Origin of the sequence: Streptomyces lunaelactis (genome assembly GCF_003054555.1) — a bacterium.
GTDB classification, from domain to species: Bacteria; Actinomycetota; Actinomycetes; order Streptomycetales; family Streptomycetaceae; genus Streptomyces; species Streptomyces lunaelactis.
In genome coordinates this window covers 512016-526883 of record NZ_CP026304.1, presented here as the reverse complement: position 1 = coordinate 526883, position 14868 = coordinate 512016, and the positions used below count along the sequence as shown (strand labels likewise).

The following is a 14868-nucleotide window of genomic DNA, read 5'->3' as shown; positions in this document are numbered from 1 at the left end:
TGGCAGACGACGTGATGCGCAGCCACTCGACTGCCGCCCTCATTCGCGGCCCTTCCAGGTGGCCACATCGGCCTCGTTGCCCTCGGCGTCGGCCAGCGTCCACCACGCCGGCGCGTGCTCGTCGGTAACCAGGTGCCCGCATCCCGTACCGACCGTGGTGCGGGGCGACAGCCCGGACAGCATCCACCGACCCCGCGAGGCCGCCCGCGCCTTCACCGACAGCCTCACCCCGGCGCCGGACTCGATCCGTCGCAGTGCGCGGCGTGGAAAGCCGGCCGCGCGTTCGTCCAGGACAGGTGTCGGTAGGATCGCCTGTCCATGGACGCGAGCGCGGTAAGCGAGATGATCGCTGTCCCTCCGGGGCAGGTGACGCTGTCGGACCGGCGGACGCAGCGCAGCTGGTCGGTCGAGCTTGCGCCGTACCAGCTCGCGGCGTTCACGGTCACCCAGGCGTTGTACGCACAGATCACCGGCCAGCGGCCAAGCACCACCCAAGGGGACCAGTTGCCCGTCGAGGGTGTTTCGTGGTGGGACGCGGTCCGGTTCTGCAACGCCCTGTCCCAACGCGACGGGTTCGCGCCCGCCTATCACCTCCATGCCGACGGCGAAGGCATCGAGTGGGACGCATCCGCCGGCGGGTACCGGCTGCCGACCGAAGCCGAGTGGGAGCACGCCTGCCGTGCCGGTACGACAGGACCGCGCTACGGGCCGCTCGACGAGATCGCTTGGTACCGCGGCAACTCGCACGAGCGAATCCACGACGTGGGCGGCAAGCGGCCCAACCCGTGGGGCCTTTACGACATGCTCGGCAACGTCTGGGACTGGTGCTGGGACATCTACGACGCCGAGGTCTACGGCACGTACCGGGTGCTACGGGGCGGTGGCTGGTTCGACGAGCACTGGAGCTGCCGGGCCTCCGCGCGGCGCCGCAGCCACCCGAGCTTCCAGGTCGACGACGTGGGATTCCGCATCGCGCGTTCCATCGTGCGCTGATCCGCGTTGTGCGCGATGACCGTTTCCCGCACGTCCTCGAACGCACAATTCAGGGCCGGCGGGCTACCCATGCTGTTCTGGTGCCGCGGACGATCAGGTCGTTTCGGTGTAGGAGGCTGTGGGGTCCGTCGTCGGCGAGGAGCGTGTCGAGCGTGGCCAGGTCGTCGGTGGCCATCCGGCCCTCGAGGACGGGTCGGATTCGCCGGAGGTATGCCCGGGAGTAGTGGCCGGTGGAGGCAGGGTGCGGGGGCGTCACGTCGATGGGGAAGGTCCGTTGGTCACAATCGTGAATCTGAACTCGCAACCTATGGGGAGGCGGCGAGGACGGATTCGGCGACGGAGGTGCGGGCGTACAGCACGGAACGGCCGGCTCGGTGGGCACTGACCAGGCCCGCGTCGCGCAGCGCGGTGAGGCACTGGGACACTCCGGCAGCCGATAGCCCTGTGCGGTGGGCCAGTTCGGTGGTGGAGACCGGAGTCTCCAGTTCGGTCAGCAGCAGGGTCCGGGAGCGGCCGAGTACGGCGGCGAGGGCATCGGTCCCGGTGATGGGCCGCGGTCCCCACAGCGAGCCCGTGCCGCGCGCCGGATAGGCCAGTTGCGGCGGTTCCGGCGGCGTCACGCGGGTGAACGGACCCGGTCCGGTGAAGGCCGAAGGAATCAGCAACAGCCCCGCGCCCGCAGTATTGCGGGACAGGGGCCGCGGCCGGCGGGCCAGCCGGAGCGCGTTGTCGTCCCAGCTCACCGAGGGGTGCAGATCGTTGAAGAGGTGGCTCGTGCCGTGCTCGGCGACTTGCCGGGCCCGGTAGAAGATGTCGGCGTCGAGCACCGCCCGGATCCGTGCCCAGTAGGGCGCCAGCGCCAGCTCCCAGTAGGTCTCGATCTCTTCCGCGACCCGGACCAGGCGGGCCTGCGGCTCGGCGTACAGGGTCCGCGCCCGGGGGCCGAGACGCCCCTGCTCGTGCCTCAGCCGGTCGAGGTCCTGGCGGATCCGGGTGGAGGGAGCAGCCCGGATCTTGGCCAGCTCCTCCGCCAGCGTGGGCGCCGGCCCGGCGGGTGCCGGGTTGAGGAAGTCGGGAACATACCCCGAGGGCGGGATCAGCTCGGCGAGCCAGCCCCGGTCCAGCCCGGCGGCTGCCAGCCGTGCCCGTACTTGCTCGGCCCAGGGCCGGTGCACGGGGTACGCGGAGCCGGAGTGCAGCAGCCGGAAGCTGGGCCCGACCTCCCACATCGGCGAGACGGCGAACCGCACCTGCGCCAGATCGCTCACCGAAAAAGCCAGCTCCGCCAGCACCGCCACCCCGAGGATTCGCACATGTCTTAACCAATGGCCTGGCAGCCTACATCGTGGAGATCATCCCGGACATGACCTCAGAGACGATCACCGCGGCGGTATCAGGTACTTGGACGCTCGGCGACTTGGAGATCAACCGGATCGGTTTCGGCGCGATGCGCCTGACGCAGAGCGGCGAGGCGTTCGCGGACGACGCCGTTCCGAGTGACCGCGGCCGCGCGATCAGCGTGCTGCGCCGGGCGGTTGAGCTCGGTGTGAACCACATCGACACCGCCGCGTTCTACTTCTCGGCGCTGCGCTCCGCCAACGAGCTGATCAACCGGGCACTGGCCCCCTACCCCGACGATCTCGTCATCACCACCAAGGTCGGGCCTGGCCGGGACCCGTCGGGTGCGTGGCAGCCCCATGCCACTCCCGAGCGGCTGCGCGGCCAGGTCGAGGAGAACCTGCGCCAGCTCGGCCGTGATCACCTCGACGTGGTGAACCTGCGCATCGTGGGAACCGATTCCATCGCCGAGCGTTTCGGCGCACTGGCCCAGCTGCGCGACGCCGGGTTGATCCGCCACCTGGGCATCTCCAACGTCACCCCCGAGCACCTCGCCGAGGCCCAGGCCATCGCGCCGGTGGTCTGCGTCCAAAACCAGTACGGCATCGGCGTGCGGCCCGAGCACGACGAGTTCGTGCGTGCCTGCGGTGAGCAGGGTGTCGCGTTCGTGCCGTTCTATGCGATCGCCGGCGCCGGGCGTGAGGTGGGCGCGAGTGGCTCCGACAGCGATGAGGTGCTTGCCGTCGCGCGGGCGCACGGGATGAGCGCGGCGCAGGTGCGGCTGGCATGGACGCTGCACCGGGGGCCGCATGTGCTGGCCATCCCCGGTACCGGCAACCCTGAACACCTGGTCGCGAACGTGGCCGCCGGCGCACTGCGCCTCTCCGAGGACGAACTGGCCGTCTTGGACTCCATCCACCAGAGCGGAGCGTGAGCGAAACTCGACCATGCCGCCAGATTCCGGACACCGAGGTCAGCGCCTGCTGTCACCCGGAGCGAGCAAACTGGCGGCCACTCCGCATGCTCGACGACTCCGTTCACTTCACCCAGACCGTTGACTCGTCCTCGCCCAGGGTGCCCTTGACCGGCGCGTACGTGGGCAATGCAGGCAAGGACGCGGCACTGGACCGGGGATGGCTCCTCGGGCACTTCAAAGGGGCTGAAGGTCCTCTCCACAGCGACGCTGTGGAGATCAAATGGGGCGTCCATCCGCGTGGCGACGAGCGAATGCAGTGGGTGAGAGGTGAGGAACGAACGGCTCTCCTGGTTCTCATCAGCGGCCGCTTCCGCGTCGAACTCCCGGGACGCAGTGTTCTCCTGGAACAGCAGGGCGACTACGTCGTGTGGGGGCGCGGAGTCGACCATTCGTGGGTCGCGGAAGAGGAGTCGGTGGTGTTGACGATTCGGTGGCCGTCCGTACCCGGCTTCGCGGTGGCGCAGGAGGATCGGACGCGGCTGCGTACCTGACCGTGAAAGCGGGGGTTGGGATTGGGGGGCTGACGTGATCGCGATACGCACAACTGTCGGTCACGCGCTCTGGGTCTGGCAGGCGGGGCAGAGCTCGTAGCGTCCATCGGTCACCACGCTTCCCCAGCCGCGGCACTCGTCGCAGTTGCGAGCTTGGGCGATGTTCGCGCGGGGGGCGGGAGCGTTGGGGTGGGCTCCAGTGGTCATCAAGTCATGTTCCTCGGGTAGAGGCCTATGCATGGCTAAACTATGACATTTCATGCATAAGTATGCAAGCTGCACTCAGGTGAAGGGCCAGCCATGTCCGACGTGGCCTCAGCGGTGCAGCCGCCCATTGGCCGTCCTGAAGCAGCCGGGGTGCCGGGGCCCGGCGGGTGCACCACTCCGAGCAGTAACCCGCGACCGGGCGGCAGAGCCGCGAGCGCCGGGGTCCCGCTGGACGAGCCCGCGATGTCCCGACGACCTCGGTGTACCGGTTGCCGCTGTTGCTCGCGGCGTCTTCGCTCCTGGGCGTTACGAATCAGCCGAGGGGGTCGCTGCCGGGCGTTGCCGTCGCGCGCGGTGCGTCCGGTCGGTCCGCCGCCGCTGTGGGGGCCGGTTCCTCAGGGGTGCACGTGACCTTGTCACGAGGGGTGTAGTGAGTCTTGAAGTCTTCGTGCTTGACGTTTCGGCCGTCCTGCACGAAGTCGCGGCCGACGGATATGTCGAACCCTTCGAGCGGGGTCTGGACCTCGCACTTGGGGTCGCTGCCTGTCCGCGTGCCCGGCTGCTTGATGTTGGTGCGCGGCCCCTTGGTCGCACGTATCTCGTCGTACTTCTTCGTGCCGAGGAAGGTAATGGTCACCGAGGTGCTGGTGGATTCGGCCTGGATGTAGAGGGCGTGGCCCGAGTCGTTGGTCCAGCGCAGGTCGAGAGTGCCCCACGCGACCGTGGCTTCGCGGCCTTCGGGGTAGCGCTCGATGTAGAAGGAGTGGGCGCCGTGCTCCACGGGCTTGACTCCCGCGAAGAACATGGCGTTGAACATCGTGGTGGCGACTGCGGAGACGCCGCCGCCGGGAGACTTCTCGTACTGGCCGTTGTTGATCATGAGGCCGTCGACGAAGCCGTTCTCCTTGGTGCGCTTGCCGACGGTTCGGTTGAAGCTCCACTCCTGTCCGGGGAGGACGACCGAGCCGTTGATGAGCTCCACGGCGCGGCCGATATTGGTGCTGCGGTAGGGGGCGGCCGGGAAGTTCACGGTGAAGGAGGAGACCTTCTCCAAGATGCCGAGTCGCTGCGCTGATGCGCTCGTGAGTTGCGGCTGGACCTCGGTGGTGGCGATCTCGCCGGTACGGGCGGCGCCGGAGCGGGTCAGCAGGGGTACGACGGCCTCGCCGAGTGCCTTCTCGGTGACCGGCCGCCCAACGCGGGCCTCCTGCGCCACTACGACTCGGTCGTTGCCGTCGAGCCGGAACACGGCGTCCCGGGGGCTCTGGGCGGCTTCCCGCACAGGGCGGGAGACGGCGGAGTCGGCGAGCAGGCCCTTGGAGTCAAGGGCCGGCACGAGGCGTTTTTGGGCGTCGGGCTTCATCGTCAGGTGACTGCCGAGAGCGGAGGGGCCGATGGATATGCGTTTCTCGGCGAGGGTGAGCGTGACCGGGCCGGACATCGCGGGCCGGGCGAACTCCCTCATGGCCCGCTCGGTCTCCTGCGGGCCGATCCGCGGCTGCGTCTGCTTGAGGGGCAGCACGACGGGGCCGGCAGCCGGCGTGCGGAGGTATGCGTCGCGAATGGTGTCCAGGGCCTGGTCCGTGGTCACGGTGATGCCGGTGACCGGGGCGACGGCCTTGGCTTTGCCCTTGTCGAACGATATTGCCCCGTCGCGGACCTGCTGCTTGGCGGCTGCACCGATGCGGTCGACTTCGGCCCGGCTCTTCTGCTCGTCCATGCGGATCACCGGCTCGACGTCCCGGTCGTCGGAGGCGAAGAGCCTGCCGATCACGGTGACCGGATCGGATCCTGCGCTTGCGGCACGGTCGGCGGACGCGGCGGCGTCCAGGGACAGCCCGAGCGCACCGGGATCGGCCTTCCCGATGCGGTCACCGATCTTCAAAGCGACCGGCGCCGCGAAGGCCGGCCCGAGCTTTTGGTCCAGGACCCGCTGGGCCTGTGCTCGGCTCATCCCGCCGATGTCGACCCCGCGCACGCGTGTGCCCTCGGCGATGTCGTCGCCGGCCGCCAGCCCGGTGGCGTAGAGGCCGCCCAGCCCGAGCACGGCAGCCCCGCCTGCGACGGACAGAACAATCCGCCAGTTGCCAATTCCGCTGGGCGCGCGTCCCATGTCTCTCCCTGTGGCGCAGACCAGCCGGAAAGCGCTTTGGGCCGCCGGAGCAGCTCGGTGTACGTGGATTCGCACCAAATGATTCACCAAAACGGGCGAAATGCGGCATAAATGTTATTGATGTCACGCTCGAGGAGCTCCCTGGATACCAGGTGCGACCGGGGGAGCCGCCGGTGCGTGCGGTGGTGCGGTCAGGCGGAGGATGTCGCGGCGGCGAGCATGTCGAGGGAGACCTGCCACAGGCGGGCTGCCTTCTCTGCGCGACGGCGTAGCAGGCCATGCCGCGTCGCGTTCCTGGCCGGTGGCGTCCTGTTCACCCTCGCGCTCGAGGCCACGGCAGCAGCCAGGCCGCTGTCACAGGGCCCGCAAAGAGGGACTCCGGCCGACGAGTCTTGAGACCATGCCATCGGCCGTTCTCGTGGACCGACCACGAAGATCCACCTGGTGCGGACAGCAGGTGTCGGCCGTTTGGATCCCGATCGCGCACCACATGGCGGGGAGCGGAATCCTGGCCGCGGGTCGCTCGTCCGTGCGGGAGGGCGGGCGTCAATGCACCCGGCGGTCTTCCAGCGGGGCCGCCTTCAGCACCTCGTCGGTCGTGCGGGGCAGATGTGGGGTGTGGTTGACGAGCCGGGCGGAGTTTCCGACGACCGCGATGCTGCTGGTGTTGTGGAGCAGAGCCGCCAGGACGGGGTTCATGGAGCCGCCGGCACCGGCGAGCAGGCCGACGAGGTTGACGCCGATGGCGAGGCCGTAGTTCTGGCGTACGACGCGCAGCGTGTGGCGGCTGAGTTCGACGACGGCTGCGACCTGCTGCAGGTCGTTGCCCGCGAGGGCGATGTCGGCGGTTTCCAGGGCCACGTGCGAGGAGTGTTCGCCCATGGTGATCCCGACGTCGGCGAGGGCGAGGGCGGGGGCGTCGTTGGTGCCGTCGCCGACCATCGCCACTGTGTGGCCCTCGGCCTGAAGGTCGCGGATCAGCTGGAGTTTGCCCTCGGGGAGGGCGTGTGCGTGGACTTCGGTGATGCCGAGCGTGTCGGCGACGACCTGTGCGGTCTCGGGTGCGTCGCCGGTGAGCAGCACCAGGCGGGACACGCCGAGGTCTCTCAGCTGCCGGACGACGGTCTCGGCTCCGGCGCGTACGGCGTCGGAGACCCCGAGCATGCCGATCAGGTCTTCGTCGTGGGCGAGACAGATGACAGTCTCGCCGCCGCCCCGCAGCCGTTCCGTCCAGCCCTGGGCCTCGTCGGTCAGATTGACGCCGTGCCGGCGCAGCAGGGCCGGACTGCCGACCAGCAGCCGGGTGCCGTCCAGTTCGGCGCGCATGCCCATGCCGAGGACGACCTCGCAGGCTTGGTGGATGGGCACGTGCAGGTGCTGTTCCTCGGTGCGGGCGACGATGGCCTGGGCAAGCGGGTGACGGGCGTGCAACTCGCCTGATGCGGCCAGGCTCAGAACCTCGTCGGCGGTGAAGCCCTCGTGGAAGGTGACCACGCTGGTGACCAGTGGGCGGCCGAAGGTGAGCGTGCCGGTCTTGTCGAAGACGACGGCGGTGACCCGGCCGATGCCCTCAAGGTGGGTGCCGCCCTTGATCAGGGTGCCGCGGCGTGCTCCGTTGCCGATGGCGGCGCTGATGGCGGTCGGTGTAGCCAGGCCGGCTGCGCACGGGCAAGCGATCAGCAGCATGGTCATCGCGCGGCGCGCATCGCGGGTGAACACGTAGGTCAGCGCGGCCAGGGCGAAGGAGACGGGGACGAAGCGCCGGGTGAAGCGAGCGGCCACGGTCTGGATCGGTGCCCGGTCGGACTGGGCCTCCTCGACCCGGCTGATGATCCGGCCCACCGTGGTGTCCCGGCCGACCGAGGTGGCCCGGACGGTGAGCGAGCCGGAGGTGACGATGGTCCCGGCGTAGACGTGTGTGCCGGCCCGGGCATAGACGGGCAGGGCTTCACCTGTGACCGCGGCCTGGTCCACCAGGGCCTCGCCGGAGACGACATGTCCGTCAACCGGGATGCGGTGGTGCTCGTACACGGCGACCATGTCTTCCCGCTCGACGTCCTCGAGCGCCGCCTCGACCTCGACACCCTCCCGCACGAGCCAGACGCGCTCCTCACCGATGGTGAGCAGCTCCTCGATGGCGCGACGGGTACGGCGCAGCGTCAGGTTCTGGAGGAACTCACCGATGTTCAGCAGCCACAGCACGGTGAGGGCCACGGCGTTCTCGCGCAGCACCAGCGAGATGACCGTCGCCGCTGTGACCAGGGTGTCCGTCCCGGGAGAACGGCGGCCGCGCAGCGAGCGCAGGGCACCCCGGAAGAAGGGCAGACCGGTGAAGACCGTGATCGCGCCCAGGAATCCGGAGGAGCCGAGGGTGATCCGCGGCCGGCGCAGCAGGCGGCGCAGTGCCACGAGCGCCAGGACCAGGCCTCCGACCACCAGCCGGGCGACCTCACCGGTGGAGGAGTCGGGCGTGGACCGGGTGGGCGCGGCGGGCGCGGACGCGGGCGGGGCTTCCTCCAGCGCGGCTACCAGCCCGTCGACGTCCAGTCGGTCCGGAGCCACCCAGATCACGACGCTTCCCGTGCGGGGGAAGATCCGCAGCGCACGGAAGCCGCTGATGCCGTTCAGGCGCTCGTCAACCAGTCCGGCGCTGCCTGGGCGGGCCCGTACCCACGGAACGGTCAGACGGGCCCGGCCTGCGGCCACGGAGCGTACGACGACGCCGGCCATGATCAGTGCTCGTGTCCGTGATCGTGGTCCTCGACGCTCACCGCTGAGGGGGGAGGTACCTCCTCGCCCAGTGTGGTCCGGGCTTCCGCAACCATGTCCCCCGCCTTCAGCCGGGCTTCCTCGGTGGCCGAGGCGAGCCAGCGGCCGGCGACGATTCCGTTCGCGATACCTCCGACGAGGGCTTTGCGGGCAGCTGGTTTGGCCTCGGGCAGGCGCTTGGCCGCCCCCCGGATGATCAGGCCGCCCACCACTCCGGAGATGGCGTAATGAGCGAGGCGGCCAGCGGCGGCACCAGCGAGAGCAACTGGATGCATAAAAGGCTCCTTCGTCTCTGCCCGAACGGGCTCGACGGACCTCTCTTCAAGTGTGCGCCCGTGCGGCGAGCCGGGGCGAACGGGGGCCAACGGTGAGCGGTCCGGTCAGGCCCGCACGGCGGGCTGTTCCGGCGCGGAAAGCACGGTCCGGGGCGCCCGGTTGGCCCGCCGGGTGCTCGCCAGACGACAGACGAGATAGATCGCGAACGAAATGGTGGTGACGTACGGGCTGATGGGGACAGTGCTCCCGAGGGCGAGCAGAATCCCTCCCTCCATCGAGACCATCGCGAAGGCGACGCTCAGTACGGGCAGCAGCACGGGGGAGGCGGTGATCCGCGCGGCCGCCGCCGCCGGAGTGACCAGCAGCGCGAGCACCAGCAACGCTCCGACGATCTGTACGCACAGGGCGACCGCGAGGCCCAGGACCAGCATGAACACCAGGGACAGTGCGCGTACGGGAACGCCCCGCGCCGCGGCCACCTCCGGATCGACGCTGGCGAAGGTCAGCGGCTTCCAGACGATCGCGAGCGCGATGAGCACCACCACGGAGGTGCCGACGAGCCACGCCATCTGCGGGGTGTCGACGGCGATGATCTGGCCGGTCAGAATGCCGAACTTGTTCGCCGCTCGCCCCTTGTAGAGCGACAGGAAGAGCACGCCCAGGCCGAGCCCGAACGGCATGATGATGCCGATGATCGAATTGCGGTCCCGGGCGCGGACGCCCAGGACACCGATCGCCCCTGCCGCCAGCAGGGAACCGGCGATGGACCCCGCCACGATGTTCAGCCCCAGCAGCAGAGCCGCCGAGGCGCCGGCGAACGACAGTTCGCTGATCCCGTGCACGGCGAAGGGCAGATCGCGCATGATCACGAATACTCCGACCAGGCCGCCGACCAGGCCCACGAGGGCCCCGGCCAGCAGTGAGTTCTGCACGAGGCCGAGCAGTTCGCCGTAGTTGTCAAAGTTGAAGATCTGATGCCAGACGCTGGTGTCCTCCCCGTCGGAGGCGAACAGCCCGACCCCTGTCACGGCCGACCGCCGCCATTCGCGCCGCCCGCGTGGACGTGCACGGTGGCGGCGTCGGGTGCCCCGACGACGACGATGCGGCCCCTGACGCGGACGACATCGACGTGTGTCCCGTACAGCTGCGACAGGGTGGATGAGGTCATCACCTCGTCCGTCGTTCCGATCCGGAATCCGCCCCGGGCCAGATACAGGACCCGGTCCACCAGCCCCAGGACAGGGTTGATCTCGTGCGTGACGAATACGACGGCGGTGTCGGCGGAGCGGCGCCGCCGGTCGACGAGAGTGGTGACGGTGCGCTGGTGCTGCAGGTCGAGGGAGACCAAGGGCTCGTCGCAGAGCAGGATCCGCGGGTCGGTGGCGAGCGCCTGCGCGATGCGGACGCGCTGCTGCTCGCCGCCGGAGAGTCTGCCGACGGGAACATCCGCATAGGGCGTCGCGCCGACCGACGCCAGGAGCTCGTCCACACGGTGGCGGATCGTGCCGGGGGCCAGCGAGAGTCCCCAGCGATGGCCTTCCATGCCGAGCTGTACCAGGTCACGGGCCCGCAGCATCGTGTGTGCGGGGAGGGACTTCTGCTGGGGGATGTAGCCGATGTGTCTGCTGCCGCGCCGGGGAGTCCGGCCGAGGACCGTCAGCGACCCTGCGGTGAGCGGCTGCCGGCCCAGGAGTACGCGCAGCAGGCTGGTCTTGCCCGATCCGTTCGGGCCCAGCACCGCGAGGAATTCCCCGGGCCGCACATCGAGGTCGAGGTCGCGCCAGAGCACCCGGTCGCCGTAAGCCAAAGCGGCGCCCCGCAGAGTGATCACCGGTGCGGCCGGGTCCGCGCTCCCGGGGGCGGCAGGGCCCGGGCGGGTAAGCGGTGCGACGGCCTCCGTGCGGTCCATCAGCTGTCCAATGCGCTCTTGAGTGCGTCGACGTTGGCCGTCATCCAGCTGATGTAGTCCTCGCCCTGCGGAAGGGTCTCGGTCATGGGAACCACCGGGATGCTGTTGTCCTCGGCGGCCTGCTTGACCTTCTCCGTCTGCGCGCCGGCGGTCTGCTCGTTGTACACCAGCGCCTCGACCTGCTTGTTGGTGAACAGCTCAAGCGTGTGCTGGAGAGTCCTCGGGGAGACCTCGTCACCCTCCTCGACGGCCTCGCTGAAATCTGAAGGCGTGCTGTTCCGCAGCCCGCTCGCCTCGACGAGATACAGCGGGACAGGCTCCGTGACCGCCACGGCGGCGCCCGCGTGGTCCGCCTCGATCCGCGCTTCCTTGTCCTGGAGGGACGTCAGCTCCTCCTTGAACGTTTTCGCGTTCTGCTGGAAGACGTCTGCGTCGGCGGGAGCGGCCTTGGCCAGGGAGTCCGCGATCCGGTCGGCCAGCTTTCCCACCGTGGGGAAGTCGTACCAGACGTGCTCGTTCAGTTCGCCGCCCGCCGACGGGGTCTTTCCCGAAACGTCCACGGCGTCGATGACATCGGCCGAGGAGTTCTTCGCGCTGCGCAGCATCCTGCCGACGAAGTCGTCGTACCCGCCGCCGTTCTCGACGACGACTTTCGCCTTGGACAACACCAGCTGGTTCTGCGCGCTGGCCTCGTACGAGTGGGGGTCCTGTGCCGGGTCGCTGATGATCGAGACGACGTCTACCTTGTCGGCACCGATCTGCACGACTATGTCTCCGTAGACGTTGGTGGAGGCGACCACCGGGATGACGGACGACGGCGTGGCGCTCGGCGAGCTGTCGACCGAGGCGGCGTTCACGGAGCTGCCGCAACCGGATATCAGTGCCACGGCGACACCGACAAGGAGAGCCGGGCTGCGGGCTGAGGACTGCATACGCGTCATCCCAACCGAAGTGAAACCGAAACGGTTATCACTTGAATTATCGCCCCGTCGCTTCCCGCCTTCCACTGGAGTGCAATGGGGCAGGGCCTGGTCAGCGATGAACCAGGGGCGTCGAGGCGGTCCTCACTTCGTACGCATTCGAGCATGGTCGCCGAAGGGCGGCATCCGAAGGGACGCAGCCGTGGATGATGACGAGACACAGATCCGGGCGCTGATCGAGCGCTGGGCGAAGGCTGTGCGCGCGGGAGATTTGGACGGTGTCCTCGTCGATCACGCCGACGACATCGTGATGTTCGATGTGCCGCCGCCCAAAGGCGGAGTACGGGGCATTGAGCTCTACGGTGAGACGTGGCCGCCGTTCTTCGAATGGCAGCGGCAGGGCGCTTCGTTCGAGATCATCGAGATCGACGTCACGGCGGGCGACGATGTCGCCTTCGCGCACGCACTGCTGCGTTGCGGAACCCAGAAGGAGCTGCAGGAAGACCCCGAGAACCGGCTGCGTCTGACGGTCGGGCTGCGCAAGGAAGGCGGACGCTGGGTCGTGGCGCACGAACACCATTCCTTCCCGAGCATGGACTGACGTGGCAGGCCTGTCCGCCCTGGAGCGCATCGCCGCCGGGCCTGTTTTGTGCGCCGGTTGTGGACAGCAGGTCGTCGTCGGTGACGCCCGCGCTCGAAGCGGGCAGTCGCGCGCGACGGCGCCGCCGTCCTGCGGGCCCCCGAACGGCTGATCGCGGTACCGGCCGTACTCAGGCTTGCGAAGCGGACCGGTAGTCCGTATGCTCAAACTCATACGGACTATCGGTCCGCTTTCATTCGGGTGCCCCGTCATGAGGAACCGCCACCACTGGATATCGCGCTTCTCGTGACGAGTGGCCGTACCCGTCGGGCCGGGATCGCTGTGACTTCGAGCAGAACGGAAGCCTTGATCATGACAGTGCCAATGACAGCCGCGGAGCTGTACCGCCACGGTCTGCAGCTGCTGCTGGAGAAGAACATCCCCGCCTGGGTGGACCTGTGGGACGAGGGCGGCGTCCTGGAGTTCCCCTTCGCGCCCCAGGGCTGGCCCGAGCGGCTGGAGGGCCGGCAGGCCGTCGCGGACTACATGCGCCACTACCCCGACCACGTCGACGTCCACGACTTCCCCGACGTGAAGATCCACCAGACCACCGCCCCCGAGACGATCGTGGTCGAGATGCGCGGGGTCGGCCGCCTGGTGGAGACCGACAGCCCCTTCGACATGACCTACATCGCAGTGGTCACGGTCAAGAACGGGCGCATCACCTCCTACCGCGACTACTGGAACCCCCTCGCCGTCCAGCAGCCCGGCGCCGACTTCGCAGGAGAGAACCGATGAACACCCCTGCCGCAACGCTGGTCATCGGGGCCACCGGAACCACCGGCAGCCGTGTCGCCGCCGGGCTGGTCGCCGAGCGCCACCGCGTCAAGGCCGCCGGCCGCAGCGCCACCCCGGTGGACGGCGCCCAGGCCGTCCGGTTCGACTGGAACGAGCCCGCGACCTGGGGCGACGCCCTCGATGGCGTCGAGGGCGTCTACCTCGTCCCGCCCATCGGCTCCTCGGACCCGGCCGCGGTCATGCTGCCCTTCCTCCGCCAGGCCCGCGCGGCCGGCGTGCGCCGCGCGGTGCTGCTCAGCTCTTCGGCGATCCCCGCGGGCGGTCCGGCGGTGGGGCAGGTCCACGAGGACCTGCCCGGCCTGTTCGCGCAGTGGGCGGTACTGCGGCCCTCCTGGTTCATGCAGAACTTCACCGGCTCCACCCCCCACGCCCGCAGCATCCGTGAGGAGGGCGCCATCCTGACGGCCACCGGAGAGGGCCGTGTCGGCTTCGTCGACGCACAGGACATCGCCGCCGTCGCCGTACGCGCCCTGACCGACGAACAGGCCCCCAACACCGACCTGATCCTCACCGGGCCGCAGACGCTGAGCTACGACGACGTCGCCGCGATCATCGCCGAGGTCACCGGCCGGCCCGTGGTGCACCGGCAGCTGACCTTTGAACAGCTGCGCGACCGCTGGGCGGCCGAGATACCGCTGGAGTTCGCCACCATGCTGGCCGACATGGACCGCGCCATCGCCGACGGGGCCGAAAACCGCACCTCGGACAGCGTCCAGCGCCTCACCGGCCGCCCCCCGGGCACCCTGCGGGCCTTCGCCGAGAGGGAGCTGACGTGAAGCACCTGATGTTCAAAGACGACCCGGCGTTCTGGTTCGAGACCCTGCGCAACCTGCTCCCCGACAACAGCATCCTGGCCGGTAGCCGGAACGTGCCGGCGACCGGCCGAGCCCCTGGCTCCGCTGGGGCTCGACGCTTGTCCAGGCAAGGCGTCAGCGCGCACGCCTGCGTCGGCGGCCGAGATCAGGCCACCCTCACCGCGCGGGTGCCCGAAATGCGCTCTTCGTACTCGTGTGCGAGCCTGGTATCGGCCCATCGTCCGAGGTCCGCTAGCAGGAGGCGCGATCGTGGGCAAGAAACAGAGTCGGCAGAACCGCGGCGCCCGCACCGGCGGCAATGAACGCAGCACCGCGGTGGAGGCGACGGAGCAGGCAAAGGCATCGGCCGCACATGAGACGGTGCATCCGATCTCGGAGCCGGTCTCCCACAAGAAGCAGCGGAAGTTCGGCCACAACTGATCCTCGGTGAGGATCGCAGCCGAGCCGCAGCGGTGACACCCGCAGCGCGGGTGCCACCGCAGGGGGTGTTCTGCGCTCGATCGATCGCTGGGGACTGCTTGGCCAGGGCCCGGGCATACCACCACGACTTCCGGCGGTCCCCGGGCCGGTTGGTCTGCGTCGTTCACCTCCCGCTCGACCCGACCGCCTGCCCCAGCAGGGGG

Annotated in this window: 16 protein-coding genes; 7 read left to right on the top strand and 9 right to left on the bottom strand. The window is 69.3% G+C overall.

What is annotated here, in order from left to right:
- Positions 1-39: 39 nt before the first annotated feature.
- Positions 40-183: a hypothetical protein gene (locus SLUN_RS39260; protein WP_159100159.1), complete on the bottom strand. Its 144-nt coding sequence runs from the start codon at positions 181-183 to the stop codon at positions 40-42.
- Between the two features lie 135 nt (positions 184-318).
- Here SLUN_RS39260 and SLUN_RS02410 point away from each other — a divergent pair, with 135 nt between their 5' ends.
- Positions 319-993, top strand: coding sequence for a formylglycine-generating enzyme family protein (locus SLUN_RS02410; protein WP_254710110.1), 675 nt, complete (start codon positions 319-321; stop codon positions 991-993).
- Between the two features lie 305 nt (positions 994-1298).
- On the opposite strand, the gene SLUN_RS02405 is transcribed toward SLUN_RS02410, so the two are convergent.
- Positions 1299-2285: an ArsR/SmtB family transcription factor gene (locus SLUN_RS02405; RefSeq protein WP_257153894.1), complete on the bottom strand. Its 987-nt coding sequence runs from the start codon at positions 2283-2285 to the stop codon at positions 1299-1301.
- Between the two features lie 71 nt (positions 2286-2356).
- On the opposite strand from SLUN_RS02405, the gene SLUN_RS02400 reads away from it, so the two are divergent.
- Entirely contained in the window at positions 2357-3265 is a 909-nt protein-coding gene (locus SLUN_RS02400; RefSeq protein WP_108154460.1) for an oxidoreductase, read from the top strand.
- An 86-nt stretch (positions 3266-3351) separates the two neighbouring features.
- Entirely contained in the window at positions 3352-3798 is a 447-nt protein-coding gene (locus SLUN_RS02395; RefSeq protein ID WP_254710111.1) for a cupin domain-containing protein, read from the top strand.
- 60 nt (positions 3799-3858) lie between these two features.
- Here SLUN_RS02395 and SLUN_RS39865 read toward each other — a convergent pair whose 3' ends face one another.
- The 7 genes from SLUN_RS39865 to SLUN_RS02365 all read right to left on the bottom strand — a co-directional run bounded on the left by SLUN_RS39865 (position 3859) and on the right by SLUN_RS02365 (position 12004).
- Positions 3859-4005, bottom strand: coding sequence for a hypothetical protein (locus SLUN_RS39865; RefSeq protein ID WP_170146542.1), 147 nt, complete (start codon positions 4003-4005; stop codon positions 3859-3861).
- Between the two features lie 313 nt (positions 4006-4318).
- Complete coding sequence (locus SLUN_RS02390; RefSeq protein WP_108146946.1) at positions 4319-6118, bottom strand: VanW family protein; 1800 nt, start codon at positions 6116-6118, stop codon at positions 4319-4321.
- 546 nt (positions 6119-6664) lie between these two features.
- The gene (locus SLUN_RS02385) at positions 6665-8848 is read right to left on the bottom strand and encodes a heavy metal translocating P-type ATPase (RefSeq protein WP_108146945.1); all 2184 of its coding nucleotides are present in this window, start codon (positions 8846-8848) and stop codon (positions 6665-6667) included.
- Between the two features lie 2 nt (positions 8849-8850).
- Positions 8851-9162: a DUF1490 family protein gene (locus SLUN_RS02380; protein ID WP_108146944.1), complete on the bottom strand. Its 312-nt coding sequence runs from the start codon at positions 9160-9162 to the stop codon at positions 8851-8853.
- Positions 9163-9267: 105 nt separating this feature from the next.
- Entirely contained in the window at positions 9268-10191 is a 924-nt protein-coding gene (locus SLUN_RS02375; protein WP_108146943.1) for a metal ABC transporter permease, read from the bottom strand.
- Positions 10188-11072, bottom strand: a complete 885-nt coding sequence (locus SLUN_RS02370) for a metal ABC transporter ATP-binding protein (RefSeq protein WP_108146942.1) — start codon at positions 11070-11072, stop codon at positions 10188-10190. The genes SLUN_RS02375 and SLUN_RS02370 overlap by 4 nt, the downstream gene beginning before the upstream one ends.
- On the bottom strand, positions 11072-12004 hold the full coding sequence (locus tag SLUN_RS02365) for a metal ABC transporter solute-binding protein, Zn/Mn family (RefSeq protein ID WP_254710233.1): 933 nt from the start codon (positions 12002-12004) through the stop codon (positions 11072-11074). Before SLUN_RS02365 ends, SLUN_RS02370 begins: the two co-directional genes overlap by 1 nt.
- 190 nt (positions 12005-12194) lie before the next feature.
- Between SLUN_RS02365 and SLUN_RS02360 the strand changes: the two genes are divergently transcribed.
- The 4 genes from SLUN_RS02360 to SLUN_RS39860 all read left to right on the top strand — a co-directional run bounded on the left by SLUN_RS02360 (position 12195) and on the right by SLUN_RS39860 (position 14665).
- Positions 12195-12593: a YybH family protein gene (locus tag SLUN_RS02360; protein ID WP_175314025.1), complete on the top strand. Its 399-nt coding sequence runs from the start codon at positions 12195-12197 to the stop codon at positions 12591-12593.
- Between the two features lie 351 nt (positions 12594-12944).
- A complete protein-coding gene (locus SLUN_RS02355; protein ID WP_108146939.1) occupies positions 12945-13370 on the top strand; it encodes a nuclear transport factor 2 family protein in 426 nt (141 codons plus the stop codon).
- Entirely contained in the window at positions 13367-14206 is an 840-nt protein-coding gene (locus SLUN_RS02350) for an NmrA family NAD(P)-binding protein (protein WP_108146938.1), read from the top strand. The genes SLUN_RS02355 and SLUN_RS02350 overlap by 4 nt, the downstream gene beginning before the upstream one ends.
- Positions 14207-14494: 288 nt before the next feature.
- Positions 14495-14665, top strand: coding sequence for a hypothetical protein (locus SLUN_RS39860; RefSeq protein ID WP_170146541.1), 171 nt, complete (start codon positions 14495-14497; stop codon positions 14663-14665).
- Positions 14666-14868 lie beyond the last annotated feature (203 nt).